Source organism: Microbacterium sp. RD1 (genome assembly GCF_052220165.1).
Taxonomy (GTDB): domain Bacteria; phylum Actinomycetota; class Actinomycetes; order Actinomycetales; family Microbacteriaceae; genus Microbacterium.
The window spans coordinates 221,037-236,541 of record NZ_JBQPOL010000002.1 but is presented as its reverse complement, the minus strand read 5'-3'; the positions used below and the strand labels follow the sequence as shown (position 1 = coordinate 236,541).

The 15,505-nt window shown below is 71.2% G+C and carries 15 protein-coding genes; 9 read left to right on the top strand and 6 right to left on the bottom strand.

What is annotated here, in order from left to right; all coding sequences use genetic code 11:
• Positions 1 to 18 precede the first annotated feature (18 nt).
• Both ACTU3I_RS10020 and ACTU3I_RS10015 read left to right on the top strand, forming a co-directional pair.
• Positions 19 to 1,014, top strand: coding sequence for a YihY/virulence factor BrkB family protein (locus tag ACTU3I_RS10020; protein WP_442925545.1), 996 nt, complete (start codon positions 19 to 21; stop codon positions 1,012 to 1,014).
• Positions 1,011 to 1,724, top strand: a complete 714-nt coding sequence (locus ACTU3I_RS10015) for an NAD(P)H-hydrate epimerase (protein WP_442925544.1) — start codon at positions 1,011 to 1,013, stop codon at positions 1,722 to 1,724. Before ACTU3I_RS10020 ends, ACTU3I_RS10015 begins: the two co-directional genes overlap by 4 nt.
• Here ACTU3I_RS10015 and ACTU3I_RS10010 read toward each other — a convergent pair.
• Both ACTU3I_RS10010 and glgP read right to left on the bottom strand, forming a co-directional pair.
• A complete protein-coding gene (locus ACTU3I_RS10010; protein WP_442925543.1) occupies positions 1,712 to 2,443 on the bottom strand; it encodes a glutamine amidotransferase in 732 nt (243 codons plus the stop codon). The genes ACTU3I_RS10015 and ACTU3I_RS10010 overlap by 13 nt on opposite strands.
• A complete protein-coding gene (gene glgP, locus ACTU3I_RS10005; RefSeq protein WP_442925542.1) occupies positions 2,440 to 4,983 on the bottom strand; it encodes an alpha-glucan family phosphorylase in 2,544 nt (847 codons plus the stop codon). The genes ACTU3I_RS10010 and glgP overlap by 4 nt, the downstream gene beginning before the upstream one ends.
• A 69-nt stretch (positions 4,984 to 5,052) precedes the next feature.
• Between glgP and ACTU3I_RS10000 the strand changes: the two genes are divergently transcribed.
• Entirely contained in the window at positions 5,053 to 5,280 is a 228-nt protein-coding gene (locus ACTU3I_RS10000) for a response regulator (RefSeq protein WP_442925541.1), read from the top strand.
• On the top strand, positions 5,277 to 5,906 hold the full coding sequence (locus tag ACTU3I_RS09995; protein ID WP_442925540.1) for a CYTH domain-containing protein: 630 nt from the start codon (positions 5,277 to 5,279) through the stop codon (positions 5,904 to 5,906). The genes ACTU3I_RS10000 and ACTU3I_RS09995 overlap by 4 nt, the downstream gene beginning before the upstream one ends.
• 178 nt (positions 5,907 to 6,084) lie before the next feature.
• Here the strand turns inward: ACTU3I_RS09995 and lpdA are convergent, their stop codons facing one another.
• Entirely contained in the window at positions 6,085 to 7,482 is a 1,398-nt protein-coding gene (lpdA, locus tag ACTU3I_RS09990; RefSeq protein ID WP_442925539.1) for a dihydrolipoyl dehydrogenase, read from the bottom strand.
• A 10-nt stretch (positions 7,483 to 7,492) separates the two neighbouring features.
• Positions 7,493 to 8,128 carry a copper resistance protein CopC gene (locus ACTU3I_RS09985; protein WP_442925538.1) on the bottom strand — a complete coding sequence of 212 codons (636 nt, stop codon included), beginning with the start codon at positions 8,126 to 8,128 and terminating at the stop codon, positions 7,493 to 7,495.
• A gap of 100 nt (positions 8,129 to 8,228) precedes the next feature.
• Here ACTU3I_RS09985 and ACTU3I_RS09980 point away from each other — a divergent pair, with 100 nt between their 5' ends.
• Positions 8,229 to 8,630 carry a hypothetical protein gene (locus tag ACTU3I_RS09980; protein ID WP_442925537.1) on the top strand — a complete coding sequence of 134 codons (402 nt, stop codon included), beginning with the start codon at positions 8,229 to 8,231 and terminating at the stop codon, positions 8,628 to 8,630.
• A gap of 10 nt (positions 8,631 to 8,640) precedes the next feature.
• On the opposite strand, the gene ACTU3I_RS09975 is transcribed toward ACTU3I_RS09980, so the two are convergent.
• Positions 8,641 to 8,988 (bottom strand): hypothetical protein, encoded by a 348-nt coding sequence (locus ACTU3I_RS09975; protein WP_442925536.1) that lies wholly within the window; start codon positions 8,986 to 8,988, stop codon positions 8,641 to 8,643.
• Between the two features lie 178 nt (positions 8,989 to 9,166).
• Here ACTU3I_RS09975 and ACTU3I_RS09970 point away from each other — a divergent pair, with 178 nt between their 5' ends.
• The 3 genes from ACTU3I_RS09970 (at position 9,167) to ACTU3I_RS09960 (ending at position 11,047) form a co-directional block, all read left to right on the top strand.
• Positions 9,167 to 9,664: an FHA domain-containing protein gene (locus tag ACTU3I_RS09970; RefSeq protein ID WP_442925535.1), complete on the top strand. Its 498-nt coding sequence runs from the start codon at positions 9,167 to 9,169 to the stop codon at positions 9,662 to 9,664.
• A complete protein-coding gene (gene ftsR, locus ACTU3I_RS09965) occupies positions 9,664 to 10,350 on the top strand; it encodes a transcriptional regulator FtsR (RefSeq protein WP_442925534.1) in 687 nt (228 codons plus the stop codon). Before ACTU3I_RS09970 ends, ftsR begins: the two co-directional genes overlap by 1 nt.
• Positions 10,351 to 10,501: 151 nt before the next feature.
• Positions 10,502 to 11,047: a MerR family transcriptional regulator gene (locus ACTU3I_RS09960; RefSeq protein WP_442925533.1), complete on the top strand. Its 546-nt coding sequence runs from the start codon at positions 10,502 to 10,504 to the stop codon at positions 11,045 to 11,047.
• 166 nt (positions 11,048 to 11,213) lie between these two features.
• On the opposite strand, the gene ACTU3I_RS09955 is transcribed toward ACTU3I_RS09960, so the two are convergent.
• Positions 11,214 to 12,029 carry a ParA family protein gene (locus ACTU3I_RS09955; protein WP_442925532.1) on the bottom strand — a complete coding sequence of 272 codons (816 nt, stop codon included), beginning with the start codon at positions 12,027 to 12,029 and terminating at the stop codon, positions 11,214 to 11,216.
• Positions 12,030 to 12,095: 66 nt separating this feature from the next.
• On the opposite strand from ACTU3I_RS09955, the gene ACTU3I_RS09950 reads away from it, so the two are divergent.
• Positions 12,096 to 15,503: a pyruvate carboxylase gene (locus tag ACTU3I_RS09950; protein ID WP_442925531.1), complete on the top strand. Its 3,408-nt coding sequence runs from the start codon at positions 12,096 to 12,098 to the stop codon at positions 15,501 to 15,503.
• The last annotated feature ends 2 nt before the right edge of the window (positions 15,504 to 15,505 follow it).

Here is a 15,505-nt window from a genome sequence, read left to right as displayed (position 1 = left end):
CGCCGGTAGCCTGACCGCATGCCGAGCACGGTTCTCTCCCGCGTCACCGCCTGGGCGCTCCGACGTCGACTGGTTCGCGCCTTCCTCCGCTACAGCGGTGCCCGCGGCCCCATGCTCGCCGACTCGGTCACCTACCGGACGCTGTTCTCCCTGTTCGCGGGCGTTCTTCTGGGGTTCTCCGTCGCGGCGCTCTGGCTGGCCGGGAACCGAGAAGCGTGGGAGGCACTGACGGAGGCGCTCGATGCGGCGATACCCGGGCTGCTCGACCTGGTCGACCTCGACCAGATCCAGGCGCCGGCGGGCCTGAGCATCGCCGGGGTCATCTCCGCCGTCGGTCTCGTCGGCGCCGCGATCGGGGCCGTCGGGTCGTTGCGCAATGCGCTGCGCTCCATCGCAGGACTCGCCACCGACGATGTGCTGTGGATCTGGGTGCTGCTGCGGAACCTCCTGCTCGCCATCGGGATCGGCGTGGGACTCGCGGCCGCGGCCGTCGCGACCTTCCTCGCCACGGCGGGGCTGGAGATCCTCACCGACTGGCTCGGGATCCCGGCGGATCAGCCGGCGCTCGGCTTCGTCGCCTGGCTCGTCTCGGCGCTCATCGTGCTGATCCTCGACACCGTCGTCGTCGCGGCCTCGTTCGCGCTGCTGTCGGGCGTGCGAGCGCGCCCCAAGACGCTGTGGACCGGTGCCGCCCTGGGCGGCCTCGGTCTCACCGTCCTCCAGCAGCTGTCCGGACTCTTCGTGGGCGGCGCCACGTCCAATCCGCTGCTGGCCTCCTTCGCGTCCCTCATCGCGCTGCTGCTGTGGCTGAACCTGTCGAGCCAGGTGATCCTCCTCGCGGCCGCCTTCATCGTCACCGGCGCCGAGGAGGATCAGGATCGCGTGCGCGCGCGGTACGGCGCGACCACTCTGACCCAGTTCCGCGTGCAGCAGGCCGAGCGCGGGGTGCTCGCCGCGAGTGACGAGCTGAACAGCGCGCGCGCGGCGGAGGCCGAGGAACGGCAGAAGGCATGACCGAGGCCGCGCTGACGTCGGCGTACACCGCCGCGGCGGTGCGCGCCGCCGAAGCGCCGCTCCTCGCCGCCGGCGAGCCCCTCATGCGGGAGGCCGCCGCGGCGCTGGCCGGCGTCGTGCGCGCACGTCTCGAGCGGTCGCCGGGCCGCATGCTGGTTCTCGCCGGTGCCGGAGACAACGGCGGCGACGCCCTCTACGCCGCGGCCGAGCTCGCAGGCCCCGCCCAGGAGGTCGACGTCGTGCTCACGTCCGACCGGGTGCACCGCGAGGCTCTCGCAGCCGCCCTGTCCGCCGGCGCACAGCTGCGCGCGGCGTCGGAGGTGTGCCGGAAGCCGGGCGGGTACGCCGTCGTCCTCGACGGCATCCTCGGGATCGGCGCCGCCGCCGATGCGCGCCTGCGCGGCGTCGCGCGGGCCGTCGTGGAGTCGCTCCTGCCGCTGGCTGGAGCCCCCGAGACGGCGGTGATCGCCGTCGACCTTCCGAGCGGTCTGCACCCGGACGACGGCGCGGCCGACGATGTCGTGCTCCCGGCAGTCACCACGGTCACCTTCGGTGCCGTCAAGGCCGGGCTCGTCCGCGGCGAGGGCCCCCGGCTCGCCGGCGAGGTACATCTGGTGGATCTCGGCCTGGCGCCCGTCCTCGCGCGCTCGCACCCCGCCGTCACCGGACCGATCCGCGTGGTCCGCGTTCCGAGGCGTCAGCGGGCGTAGCGCTCGACGAAGGCGCGGAGGATGCGGCCCGGCTCGGTCACCGCCACGCGGCGGACGGCCTCGAGCGTGACGTCGAGCTCGTCGGCGGCGAAGTACCCGTACGACGCGTACGCGTGGATGCGCGTCGTGATCCCGTCGACGTCGAGCTCCGGGTGGAACTGCGTGGCGTAGACGTTGTCTCCGACCCGGAACATCTGCACCGGGCACGCCGGCGACGATGCCAGCAGCACCGCCGGCTCCGGGAGGACGCTGATCGCCTCCTTGTGCCCGACGAACGCCTCGAAGGTGCGCGGCAGCCCGGTCAGGAGCGGATCGGTGGCGCCGGCGTCGGTGAGGGTGACGGGGACGATGCTGATGGGCTCGGCGTGCCGGCGGTCGATCGTCGCGCCCAGATGCGTGCCGAGCGTTCCCACGCCGTAGCACGCACCGAGGAAGGGGACATCCTCGGCCACCACGCGCGCGAGCAGCGCGGCGAACTCCGCTTCGACGCGGTGCTGCACGGGCGACTTGTCCGCCGCCGCATCCGAGGCGTTGAACGGGCTGCCGCCGACGATGATGCCGGAGATCTCCGTCGGATCGAGGCGCGGCATCGGCTCGGCCTCGAGCCGCACCCGCCGCAGTTCCTCCGGCCGGAGCCCGCTGTACCGCAGGAACAGCGCATACTCCTCATCGGCGGGGAGGTCTTCCGCGCGCGTGGCCAGCAGGACGAACGGTCTCACGACGCGAAGGTGACGAGCCCCAGCTCCACCGGAGAGACGAGATGCGGATGCTGCGGCACGGCGCGGACGGCGAACCCGAACGGACCGGTGACGTCGAGTTCGAGGGTCCCCTCGAAGACCGTCGCGTCGCCGGCGTCGCCGGCCGGGGACAGGGGGAGGAGGGGCCGGTCGCCGGTGATCTCGCCGTCGGCATCCGCGCGCCCCGAGACCAGCTGCACCGCGACGTCCTGCGGTGACAGACCGCCCAGCTGCACCTCGGCGCGCACGCTCAGGCGGTCGCCGGCGCGTGCCTGCTGCGGAACGCCGGTGTAGTCGACGCTGCGGATGTGCACGTTCGCCCATCCCGCACGCACCCGCGACACGTACGAGGCGAGTTCGGTCGCGACGGCGAAGTCGTCGGCACCGAGAGCTGCGGCGTGGATGGACGCGGGGGTGTAGAGCGAGGTGACGTAGTCCCGCACCATCCGGTCGCTCGTGGCCTTCGTCCCGAGGTCGGTCATTGTGTGGCGCACGCGGTCGAGCCAGCCCCGCGGGATGTCGCCCTCCCGCTCGTAGAACGCGGGCACCAGCTGATGCTCGATGAGGTCGTAGAGCGCGGCGGCTTCGAAGTCGTCCCGCTCCTCGTCGTTGTCGGCGGTGTCGGCGGTGGGGATCGCCCAGCCGTTCTCACCGTCGTACCACTCGTCCCACCAGCCGTCGAGGATCGACAGGTTCAGCGCGCCGTTGAGGGCGGCCTTCATCCCCGACGTCCCGCAGGCCTCGAGGGGGCGGAGCGGGTTGTTGAGCCAGACGTCGCATCCCGGGTAGAGGGTCTTGGCGAGCGTGATGTCGTAGTCCGGGAGGAAGACGATGCGATCGCGCACGCGCGGGTCGCGGCTGAAGCGGACGAGCTCCTGGATGAGCAGCTTTCCGGAGTCGTCGGCCGGATGCGACTTGCCGCCGATGACGAGCTGCACCGGCCGATCGGGGTCGGTGAGCAGGCGGGTCAGTCTCTCGGGGTCGCGGAGCATCAGGGTGAGGCGCTTGTAGGTCGGGACGCGGCGTGCGAAACCGATCGTGAGCACGGTGGGATCGAGCACGTCCTTGGCCCACGCCCCGGTGGTGGTGCCGGCGGCCTGCAGGCGCCGACGCGCTTCGGCGACGAGTTCCTGCTTCATCTGCATCCGCACGCCCCACAGCTCGCCGTCGGAGACGACCTCCCGGTCGCGCCAGTCGTGCTCGGTGGTGAGGGCGTCGCCGAAGGCCCGTTCGCTGAGTCCCTTGAGCGCCGGGTGCACCCATGTGGGCCCGTGGACGCCGTTGGTGATGGAGCCGATCGGAACCTCGTCGGTGTCGACCCCCGGCCACAGCGCACCGAACATGGCCCGGCTGACCTTCCCGTGCAGGAGGGAGACGCCGTTCGCGTGCTGCCCGAGGGAGAGGCCGAGGACGGCCATGTTGAACACGTCGGGGTCGCCGCCCGGATAGTCCTCGACCCCTAGGGCGAGCGCGCGCGGCGCGTCGAGGCCGCCGAGGAGCCCCGTGGCGAGGTAGTCGGCGACGAGGCTCCGGGGGAACCGGTCGATGCCGGCGGGCACCGGGGTGTGTGTGGTGAAGACGGTGGAGGCGCGCACCTGTGCCAGTGCGGTGTCGAACGACACGCTCGCTTCGCCGATGAGCTCGGACATGCGCTCGAGTCCTTGGAACCCGGCATGACCCTCGTTGGTGTGGTAGACGTCGGGTGCCGGCGCGCCGGTGATGCGACACCACGCGCGCACCGCTCGCACGCCGCCGACACCCAGCAGAAGCTCCTGCAGCAGGCGGTGCTCCCCACCGCCGCCGTACAGGCGGTCGGTGACGCGGCGGAGGTCTTCGGGGTTTGAGGGCGTCTCGGAGTCCAGGAGCAGGAGCGGCACGCGGCCGATGTCGGCGATCCACACGCGGGCCGAGAGCGTCCGGTCGCCGGTGACGGCGAGCGAGATCTCGACGGGCGTGCCATCGGCCTCCCGCAGCACGGCGAGGCCCAGCCCGTACGGGTCGAGCACGGGATAGCTCTCACGCTGCCAGCCGTCCTCGCCGATCGCCTGCCGGAAGTATCCGGCGCGATAGAACAACCCGACGCCGATGAGGGGGACACCGAGGTCGGAGGCGCTCTTGAGATGGTCGCCCGCCAGGATGCCGAGACCGCCGGAGTACTGCGGGAGCGACCCGTCGACGCCGAACTCGGGGGAGAAGTACGCGATCGCGCGCGGCTTGGGCTCCTCGAGGTGCTGGAACCACCGGTCCCCGGTGAGGTAGGCCTCCAGTCGTGCGTCCGCGTCGTGCACCCGCGCGACGAACTCCTCGTCGCGGGCAAGCTCGTCCAGGCGCGCCTGCCCGAGCGCCCCCAGCATCCGCGAGGGGTTCTCCTCGACGCGAGCCCACAGGTCGGGGTCCATCGAGGCGAACAGGGCGTGGGTCGCGCGCGACCAGGACCATCGCCAATTCGACGCCAGCCGGTCCAGCGGAGCGAGCGAGTCGGCGAGCACAGGACGGACGGTGAACGTTCGGAGGGCCTTCACCCGAGCGATTCTATGTGACCGTTACCACGACCTGGACCGGGCGCGGGGGGCCGGGACTACGCTGTCGGAATGGCTATTGCACGACTGAGCGGCGGCCCGCTGGACGGGCAGGTCGTCCCTCTGGACGACGACACCGACGACACCCTCATCGTCCCGTACGGCGAGGGGCAGCTGGTCTACCGGCGGCAGGGCGTCCTGGAGCACACCGGCGAGGGGGACGGCCCCTCCCAGGCCACCTTCGTGTTCGGCGAGGAGACCGAGGACATCAACCCCGATGCCGAGGGCCGGCTGGATTGACCGGCTCCGCCGAGCCTGCACGCTCGATCGAGGTCGAGCGGAAGTACGACGTCGACGCGGACGTGCCGCTGCCCGACTGGTCGGGGCTTCCCGGCGTCGCGTCCGTCGGTGCCGCCGAGGTGCGCGAACTCGACGCGCGATACCTCGACACCGGCGACACGGCGCTCGCGAGGGCACGTGTCGCGCTTCGCCGGCGCACCGGCGGCCCCGACGAGGGGTGGCACGTGAAGGTGTCGGCGCCCGACGGCCGCCACGAGTGGGCGTGGCCGCTCGAGGCCGGTGAGGCGGACGACGTCCCCGAGGACGTGGTCGACGCTGTCGCCCGCTGGGCCGAACCGCCCTTCACGCCGCTCGCGCGCCTGCGCAACACCCGCACGGCCTACGCGCTCCTCGACGCGGCGGGGGCCCTCGTCGCCGAGTTCGTCGACGACCGCGTGCGCGCGCGGAACGAGCGCCGCGGCCGCGACAGCGAGTGGCGGGAATGGGAGGTCGAGCTCGGACCTGCCGCGCCGGCCGACGAGGCGGGTCGCGCGGCGTTCTTCGCCGCCGTCGACGCCGCGGTGGCCGCCGCGGGCGGCCGCCCCGCCGCATCCGACTCCAAGCTCGCCCGCGCCCTCGGTCGCTGACCGGCGCTCGACGCTGCCTCGCTTCGCTCGCTCAGCGTCCGGATGACGGCGCGGTCGCTGTGCGTGGCGACGAGCCCCGGTCGCTGGGCGTGGCGACGACCCCCGGTCGCTGAGCGTGAGGACGAGCCCCGGTCGCTGAGCGAGGAGCGAAGCGACGAGACGAAGCGCGAGGCGCGGATCAGATGTTGATCATGTGGCCCGCGAGGCCGTGGAACGCCTCCTGCAGCGCCTCCGACAGCGTCGGGTGCGTGTGCACGTTGCGCGCGGCCTCGAGGGCCGTGAGGTCCCACTTCTGCGCGAGCGTGAGCTCGGGGAGGAGCTCGGAGACATCGGGCCCGATGAGGTGGCCGCCGAGGAGCTCGAGGTGCTCGGCGTCGGCGACGAGCTTGACGAAGCCGATGGGCTCGCCGAGGCCGTTCGCCTTGCCGTTGGCCGAGAACGGGAACTTCGCGACCTTCACGTCGTAGCCGGCGTCGCGCGCCTGCTGTTCGGTGAGGCCGAAGGACGCGACCTGCGGGTTGCAGAACGTGGCCCGCGGCATCATGCGGTAGTCGCCCAGGGTCTGGGTCTCGGCCTTGCCGATCGTCTCCGCGGCGACCACGCCCTGCGCCTCGGCGACGTGGGCGAGCTGGAGCTTGGCCGTGACGTCGCCGATCGCGTAGATGTGCGGCACGTTGGTGCGCATGTGGTCGTCGATGTCGATGGCGCCGCGCTCGGTGAGCTTGACGCCGGTGTTCTCCAGGCCGTAGCCCTCGACGCGCGCGGCGAAGCCGATCGACATCAGCACGCGGTCGGCCTCGAGGGACCCCTTCGTGCCGTCCTGGGCGGAGTAGGTAACGGTGACCTTGTCGCCGGAGTCCACGACGCTCTCGACCTTGGTGGAGGTGAGGATCTCGACGCCGAGCTTCTTGTACTGCTTCTGGATCTCCTTAGAGACCTCGACGTCCTCGTTCGGGAGGGCACGGTCGAGGAACTCCACGATCGTGACCTTCACGCCGTAGTTCGCCAGCACGTACGCGAACTCCATGCCGATCGCGCCGGCACCGACGATGACGATCGACTCGGGCAGCTCGCGGTTGAGGATCTGCTCCTCGTAGGTGACGACGTTCTCGCTGAGGGTGACGCCCGGGAGAAGGCGCACGGTGGATCCGGTCGAGATGATGGCGTTGTCGAAGGTGACACGCTCGACCGAGCCGTCGGCCTTCGTCACATCGATCGAGTTCGCGTCGACGAACGATCCGCGGCCCTCGTACTCGGTGACCTTGTTCTTCTTCATCAGGTAGTGGATGCCCTTGACGTGGGTGTCCGCGACCTTGCGGCTGCGATCCCACGCCACGCCGAAGTCGAAGTCCACGTCGCCGGAGATTCCGAAGAGGTCGGCCTGCGCGTGGAAGGTGTGCGCGAGGTCGGCGTTGCGCAGGAGCGCCTTCGAGGGGATGCAGCCGACGTTCAGGCACACACCGCCCCAGTACTTCTCTTCGATGACCGCGACCGAGAGGCCCAGCTGTGCGCTGCGGACCGCTGCGACATAGCCGCCGGGGCCCGCGCCGAGGATGACGACGTCGTAATGAGGCATGACTCCCAGCCTATCGTTCGGCGCCGGTGTCGGGACCGCGCCGGTCGCCGCGGGCGCGGGCCACGAGGAGGGCGACGACGGCTCCGAGGATGGCCACGGCGACGACCCCGAGGACGGCCCAGATCCACACCGGCATGCCCGCCTCCTCGTCCGAGGTGACCAGGGTGGTCATCGTCGGCTCGGGAGAGGCCTCGGGCTCGGTCGACGCGGCCGCTGACGGCGTCGAGGCGCTCGTCGTCGGCGCAGGCGCCCCCGCGACGGTGAAGGAGAACTCGCCTGAGATCGGATGCCCGTCGCTGGAGACCACGCGCCACAGCACCGACACCGCCCCGGATGCCTCGCTCGCCAGGAGCGGCTGGATCAGCGTCGTGCCGTCCACCACGGCGGGCCCGTCGGTGAGCGCGCTGCCGTCCGCGGCGGTCACCTGAACCTCGTTGCCGCCGCCGTCGCTGAGCAGCTCGGCGCTGAAGGTGAGGGTGAGCTCCGCCGGGAGCGCGTCGACGGCGGCGCCGTCGGCCGGGTCGGTCTCCAGCAGCTGGTCGTGCGCGGTCGCCGGTAGCGCCCCGGCGAAGACGGCGCAGAAGGCGAGGAGGACGGCGGCGGCGATCGCGGCCACGAGACGGGGGAACGAGCGCGGAACGGTCACCGTTCGAGCCTATCCGCCTCTTATGCCACGCCTCCCCACGGCCCTACCATGGCGGCAGGCGGGTGGACCTGCCCGCTGCCGGAGAAAACGGAGGTGCGGGATGGATGCGCGGATGATGGACGCGATGTCGGGCGAGACCATGATGATGCCCGGCATGTCGACGATGGATTCACAGCTGTTGCAGGCGTGTATGGACGCGTGCGCGGCCTGCGAGCAGGCGTGCACGGTGTCCTCCACGCAGGAGATGTCGTGCGCTCCGGCGTGCATGAACTGCGCCGACATGTGCAACACGATGCTCCGCAGCATGCTGCGGATGCAGGGGATGACTCCGGCAGCGATGATGTCGATGCTCGACGCCTGCATCGCCATGTGCGAGGCATGCGAGGACGAGTGCCTGGAGCACGCCGGACACAGTGCCGTGTGCGAGATGTGCGCTCAGGCCTGCCGGGCGTGCGCGGACGCCTGCCTGGCGCTGAAGGACTCGATGATGGCGGCTGCCTGAAAGGCGCCGCTCAGTCGAGGACGGCGACGTTTCGGCTGCCGCCGCGCGCCGACAGCACGGCGTAGCGTCGGTGCAGCGCGACAGGCTCGCCGGGCGCGAGCTCCACTCCGGCGGCGTGCCAGACCACGAGGGGTGAGCCCTCCGCGAGGGTGCGCAGCGCGATCTCGCCCGTGGCGTCGTCGGCGCTTTCCACGACGGCGTCGATCCACTCCGACGGCGTGGCGGCCGCGAGGCGCAACTGGATGAGGTGCAGCGCGTGCCCGCGGGCGAAGGAGGTGCAGCGTCCGCCGCTCGCGCACATGCACGTCTCGCGCTCGCGCACCTCGAGGGGCTGGCGACGGCGGGACGGGCTCGACACGGGGAACTCCTTGTCAGTAGGTTCGAAGTCCCGCCAGGCTAAGCCGGGTCGGCGTCGCGGACCCGGGCGGCCGACACACGGCGCAACATGCGCCGGCCGCGCCGAAGCGTTGCGGGAGGGGCCCTCGGGCCCGACGCGGGAGCGGCCATCGACTAGGGTGGACGCGGAAGGAGGACTCGTGGACGAGACACGTCGACCGGAGCCGGATGACATCCGGCGCAGCGCCGATGCCGGTACGCCGGCGCGCACGCACGACACCACGCAGACCTTCGGCCACGACGCCGACCTGTCGTTCGTCCCGTTCGGCAGCGAGCTCAACGAGGCCGAGGTCGAGGCCATCGGCGCCCTCCCGTCGGGCGCGGCGCTGCTCCTCGTGCGCTCCGGCCCGACCGCGGGTGCCCGCTACCTGCTCGACACCGATGTGACGACCGTCGGGCGTCACCCCGAGGCCGACATCTTCTTCGACGACGTGACGGTGTCGCGCCGGCACGCCGAGATCACGCGCGAAGGCACGCGGTTCGACCTCGTCGACCAGCGCTCGCTCAACGGCACCTACCTCAACGGAGAGCGCGTCGACCGCGGAGCGCTCTCGAACGGCGCCGAAGTGCGCATCGGCAAGTTCCGGCTGACCTTCTTCGTCTCGCCGGCCGACCTGCCCCTGGCGGCAGACGACTGATGCCGGCATCATCCGCCCGCGGTCGTGCCACGTCCGCGGGTCTGCTCAGTATCGGCCAGGTGCTCGCGCGGCTGACACCCGAGTTCCCGTCGCTGACCTCCAGCAAGCTGCGCTTCCTCGAGGTGCAGGGGATCGTCTCGCCCACCCGCACCGACTCCGGCTACCGCAAGTTCTGCGCGGCCGACCTCGACCGGCTGCGCCTCGCCCTCACCCTGCAGCGCGATCACTACCTGCCTCTCACCGTCATCCGCGAGTACCTCGAAGACCTCGACGCCGGCCGCAACCCCGCCCCGCCGAGCGCCGTCCCCTCGATCGTGCCGGCCCCGCGGCGCTACCGCAGGGAAGAGCTCCTCTCCGCCGCGGGGGCTGCACCGCAGCTGCTCAACGATGCGATCAGCACCGGGGTGATCGCGGGCGCGGAGTCTTACAGCGAGCAGACCGTGTCGCTCCTGCGCGCGCTCGTGGCCCTCGATCGCCACGGCATCGAGCCCCGTCACCTGCGCTCGCTCCGCCAGAGCGCGCAGCGCGAGGCAGCGCTCATCGAATCCGCCCTCGCGACACTCCTGCGACGCACGGATGCGGCCTCCCGCGGCCGCGCGGGCGAGCTCGCTCCCGAGCTGGCGCGCCGACTCGACGACGTGCGTGCCGTGTTCACGCGCGAGGCGCTCGAGCGCGTGCTCTCGTGAGCGGCGCCGACGATCGCCTGTGGGTCTCGAGCGATCGCGTCTCGTTCTCGGGAACTCGGCGACACGCCGACGCCCCGAGCCGGATGTCGTTGTCGGACCGCGATCGCTCGTCTAGCGTGGACGTTACCGATCCGGTGAGGAGGCATCCGGTATGACCGCTGGCGACGCTGTCGGCGAACCCCGGTTCGTCTCCGACCTGCTGTTCACGGACGGCCTCCCGCAGATGGACGACGAGGTCGGCTATCGCGGTGCACAGGCCGCGCGTGCCGCGGGCATCACCTATCGCCAGCTCGACTACTGGGCGCGCACCGAGCTCGTCGAGCCCACGGTCCGCGGCGCCAGCGGCTCCGGGTCGCAGCGTCTCTACGGCTTCCGCGACATCCTCGTGCTCAAGCTCGTCAAGCGGCTCCTCGACACCGGCATCTCGCTTCAGCAGATCCGCACGGCCGTCGAGCAGCTGCGCGCCGCCGGCATCCGCGACCTCGCCGGCACGACCCTCATGAGCGACGGGGCATCCGTCTACCTCTGCACGTCGAACGATGAGGTCATCGACCTCGTCAGCCGCGGCCAGGGCGTCTTCGGAATCGCCGTGGGAAAGGTGCTCCGCGAGGTGGAGTCGACGCTCGTCGAGTTCGACGCGACGACGCCCGACCCGGTGGACGAGCTCGCCGCGCGTCGGTCGCGCCGCTCCGCGTAGGGCGTTTCCCTCCCGCTTCGTCTCGCTGCGCTCGCTCAGCGTCCGGAGGTCGCGGCGGTTGCTCAGCGTCCGCGCGCGCCGAGAACAGGCGATTCGCCGAGAACAGGACGGATCGGCAGCGGAACTCCTGTTCCGGGCGGTGTTCCTGTATCCGGCAGCGGTCGGATCAGACGCGCGCTGTCGAGTCGCCGGGAACCGGGATGCGGCCGGTGCGCATCACGCGGTCCAGCAGGGCGTCGAAATCGGCGGCGAGCTCCTGAGCGGAGTCGCCCGGCCAGACGTGGAGCGGCTTGGCGGCGCCCTGCGCCTGCTGGAGCGACGTGCGCTCGGGCAGCTGGGGGTTCAGCACGAGCGGGCCGAACATGTCGCGCAGCTCCTTGATGCGGAACTGGTGCTCGATCGACTGTGGGCGCACGCGGTTGACGACCACGCCGAGCGGCTGCAGACGCGGCGACAGGCCCCGGCGGATCTCCTCGATCGCGCGGAGGGCTCGGTCGGCGGCGGCCACGGAGAAGAGCCCGGGCTCGGTCACGACGATGACGCGGTCGCTCGCCGCCCATGCGGTGCGCGTGAGCGCGTTCAGCGACGGAGCGCAGTCGATGAGCACGAGGTCGTAATCGGCCTCGATCGTGGCGAGGGCCTCCTCGAGCTTCCACACATCGCGGACGCTCGGATGCGGTCCGTCGAAGTTGATCGCCGACGGGCTGCCGATGAGCACGTCGATCGTGCCCGGATGGACCTTGGCCCAGCCGCTGGTCGTGATCGCCTGGCGGACGACCTTCTCGCGGGGATTGGCCAGCACGTCGGCGATGTTCAAGCGGCCGGCGACCTGGATATCCATGCCGGTCGAGACATCCGACTGCGGGTCGAGGTCGACCACGAGGGTCCGCACCCCGCGGGCGAAGGCCGCCGAGGCGAGCCCGAGGGTGACGGTCGTCTTGCCGACGCCGCCCTTGAGGGAGCTCACCGAGAGTACGTGCACGGTCGTCTACGTTACCGTCCCCTAGGCTGAGAGCACACTCAGCCCGCCGCCCCCGAAGAGGTGTGCATGTTCCAGAAGATCCTGGTGGCCAACCGTGGAGAGATCGCGATCCGAGCTTTCCGCGCCGCATACGAGGTCGGTGCGCGCACCGTCGCGGTGTATCCATACGAAGATCGGTTCTCGCTGCACCGCCTGAAGGCGGACGAGGCGTATCAGATCGGCGAGCGCGGCCACCCGGTGCGGGCCTACCTCGACGTCGACGAGATCATCCGCGTCGCGCGCGAAGCCGGCGCCGACGCGATCTACCCCGGATACGGGTTCCTCTCCGAGAACCCCGAGCTCGCCGAGAAGGCCGCCGCCAACGGCATCGCCTTCATCGGTCCGCCGGCGAAGGTGCTCGAGATGGCCGGCAACAAGGTCACCGCGAAGCAGCACGCCGTCGCCGCCGGCGTCCCGGTGCTCCGCTCGACGGAGGCATCCGACGACATCGACGCCCTCGTCGCGCAGGCGGACGACATCGGGTTCCCGCTGTTCGCCAAGGCGGTCGCCGGTGGCGGAGGCCGCGGAATGCGCCGTGTCGAGACCAAGGCCGAGCTCGAGCCGGCGCTGGCCGAGGCGATGCGCGAGGCCGGAAGCGCGTTCGGGGACGCCCGCATGTTCCTGGAGCAGGCCGTTCAGCGCCCGCGTCACATCGAGGTGCAGATCCTCGCCGACTCCACCGGTCACACTGTGCACCTGTTCGAGCGCGACTGCTCCCTCCAGCGGCGACACCAGAAGGTGATCGAGATCGCTCCCGCGCCGAACCTGGCCGACGACATCCGGCAGGCCCTGCACGGGTACGCCGTCGCCTTCGCGAAATCGATCGGCTACCAGAACGCCGGCACCGTGGAGTTCCTGCTCGAGACGGCGGGCCCCCGCACCGGCGAGGTGGTCTTCATCGAGATGAACCCGCGCATCCAGGTCGAGCACACGGTCACCGAGGAGGTCACCGACGTCGATCTCGTCCAGTCGCAGATGCGCATCGCGGCCGGGCAGACCCTCGACGACCTGCACCTCGGGCAGGACGACATCCACCTGCGCGGTGCGGCTCTGCAGTGCCGTCTCACCACCGAGGATCCCTCCCACGGGTTCCGCCCCGACACCGGCAAGATCACCACGTATCGCTCACCCGGCGGCGCCGGCATCCGTCTGGACGGCGGCACGACGGCCGCCGGCTCGCAGATCAGCCCGCACTTCGACTCGATGCTCGCCAAGCTCACGTGCCGCGGGCGCGACTTCCCCGCCGCGGTGGCGCGTGCCCGCCGCGCGCTGGCGGAGTTCCGCATCCGGGGCGTTTCCACGAACATCCCCTTCCTTCAGTCGGTACTCGATGACCCGGCGTTCCTCGCGGGCGACGTCAGCACGTCGTTCATCGACGAGCGCCCCGAGCTTCTGAAGGGGCGCGAGTCGAAGGATCGCGGCACCAAGGTGCTCAGCTGGCTCGTCGACGCCACGGTCAACCGTCCGAACGGCGAGAACCCCCTGACGGTCAACCCGCGTTTGAAGCTCCCCGCCATCGACGTGCTCGCCCCCGCCCCGGCCGGGTCGCGGCAGCGCCTCGAGGAGCTGGGTCCGCAGGGCTTCGCGCGAGTGCTCCGCGAGCAGAACGCCCTCGCGGTGACCGAGACCACCTTCCGCGACGCCCACCAGTCGCTCCTGGCCACGCGGGTGCGCACCAAGGACCTCGTCACGGCCGCTCCCTACGTCGCGCGCCTCACGCCGCAGCTCCTCTCGGTCGAGGCGTGGGGCGGAGCGACGTACGACGTCGCCCTGCGCTTCCTCGGCGAAGACCCGTGGGAGCGGCTCGACGCCCTTCGCTCGTCGCTTCCGAACATCGCGATCCAGATGCTGCTGCGCGGGCGCAACACCGTCGGCTACACGCCGTATCCCACCGAGGTGACTGACGCGTTCGTCGCCGAGGCCTCCGACAGCGGCATCGACATCTTCCGTATCTTCGACGCCCTCAACGACGTCAGCCAGATGCGCCCGGCCATCGATGCCGTCCTCGCCACGGGGCGCTCGGTCGCCGAGGTCGCGGTCTGCTACACCGCCGACCTCCTCGATCCGAGTGAGAGCCTGTACACGCTGGACTACTACCTGCGCCTCGCGGAGCAGATCGTCGACGCCGGCGCGCACGTCCTTGCCATCAAGGACATGGCCGGCCTCTTGCGCCCGGCGGCGGCCGCTCAGCTCGTGACGGCGTTGCGGGAGCGCTTCGACCTCCCGGTGCACGTGCACACGCACGACACCGCCGGCGGGCAGCTCGCGACGCTGCTGGCCGCGTCGGCGGCAGGGGCGGATGCGGTGGACGCAGCCTCCGCACCCATGTCGGGCACCACGAGTCAGCCTTCGCTGTCGGCGCTGGTCGCCGCCCTCGCGCACACCGAGCGCGACACGGGCCTGAGCCTGTCGGCCGTCTCCGACCTCGAACCCTACTGGGAGGCGGTCCGGCACCTGTACGCACCGTTCGAGTCGGGTCTTCCCGGCCCCACGGGACGCGTCTACCGGCACGAGATCCCGGGCGGCCAGCTGTCGAACCTGCGCCAGCAGGCGATCGCGCTCGGACTCTCCGACGACTTCGAGCTCATAGAGGACATGTACGCCGCGGCGAACAAGATCCTCGGGCGGGTGCCGAAGGTGACCCCCTCCTCGAAGGTGGTCGGCGACCTCGCGCTGCACCTGGCCGCCGTCAAGGCCGATCCCGCGGACTTCGAGCAGAACCCCGGCAAGTACGACGTGCCCGACTCGGTGGTGTCCTTCATGGCCGGCGAGCTCGGCGACCTGCCGGGCGGCTGGCCCGAGCCCTTCCGCACGAAGGTGCTCGCGGGGCGCGACGTGAAGATCGGTGTGACGGCGCTGACCGACGACGACGCCGCCGACCTCGCCGGCACCTCCGCCCAGCGCCGCGGCCGCCTGAACCGGCTGCTCTTCCCGGCGCCGACGCGGGCGTTCCATGAGGCGCGCGAAGCGTACGGCGATCTCAGCATCCTTGACACCGCCGACTACCTCTACGGACTCGCGCCCGGTTCCGAGCACGTCGTCGAGATCGAGCGCGGCGTGCAGCTGTTCGTCGGGCTGGAGGCGATCGGCGACGCCGACGAGAAGGGCATGCGCACGGTGATGACCACGCTCAACGGTCAGCTCCGTCCGGTGTTCGTGCGCGACCGCTCGGTCACGGTCGAGACGAAGTCGGCCGAGCGCGCCGACACGTCCAAGCCCGGTCAGGTGGCGGCGCCGTTCTCGGGTGCCGTGACCATCAAGACCGAGGTGGGGGACCGGGTCACCGCGGGGCAGCCTGTCGCCTCGATCGAGGCGATGAAGATGGAGGCGGCCATCACCGCCCCCGTCGACGGCGTCGTGGAGCGCATCGCGATCAGCGGCACGCAGCAGGTCGATGCAGGTGACCTTTTGGTCGTGATCACCCCCGCGCAGTAATC

What these genes read in the sequence shown, in the direction of transcription:
- ACTU3I_RS10020 (WP_442925545.1), top strand. Translation starts at nt 19, where the DNA reads ATGCCGAGCACGGTTCTCTCCCGCGTCACCGCCTGGGCGCTCCGACGT.
- ACTU3I_RS10015 (WP_442925544.1), top strand. Translation starts at nt 1,011, where the DNA reads ATGACCGAGGCCGCGCTGACGTCGGCGTACACCGCCGCGGCGGTGCGC.
- ACTU3I_RS10000 (WP_442925541.1), top strand. Translation starts at nt 5,053, where the DNA reads ATGGCTATTGCACGACTGAGCGGCGGCCCGCTGGACGGGCAGGTCGTC.
- lpdA (WP_442925539.1), bottom strand. Translation starts at nt 7,482, where the DNA reads ATGCCTCATTACGACGTCGTCATCCTCGGCGCGGGCCCCGGCGGCTAT.
- ACTU3I_RS09980 (WP_442925537.1), top strand. Translation starts at nt 8,229, where the DNA reads ATGGATGCGCGGATGATGGACGCGATGTCGGGCGAGACCATGATGATG.
- ftsR (WP_442925534.1), top strand. Translation starts at nt 9,664, where the DNA reads ATGCCGGCATCATCCGCCCGCGGTCGTGCCACGTCCGCGGGTCTGCTC.
- ACTU3I_RS09960 (WP_442925533.1), top strand. Translation starts at nt 10,502, where the DNA reads ATGACCGCTGGCGACGCTGTCGGCGAACCCCGGTTCGTCTCCGACCTG.
- ACTU3I_RS09950 (WP_442925531.1), top strand. Translation starts at nt 12,096, where the DNA reads ATGTTCCAGAAGATCCTGGTGGCCAACCGTGGAGAGATCGCGATCCGA.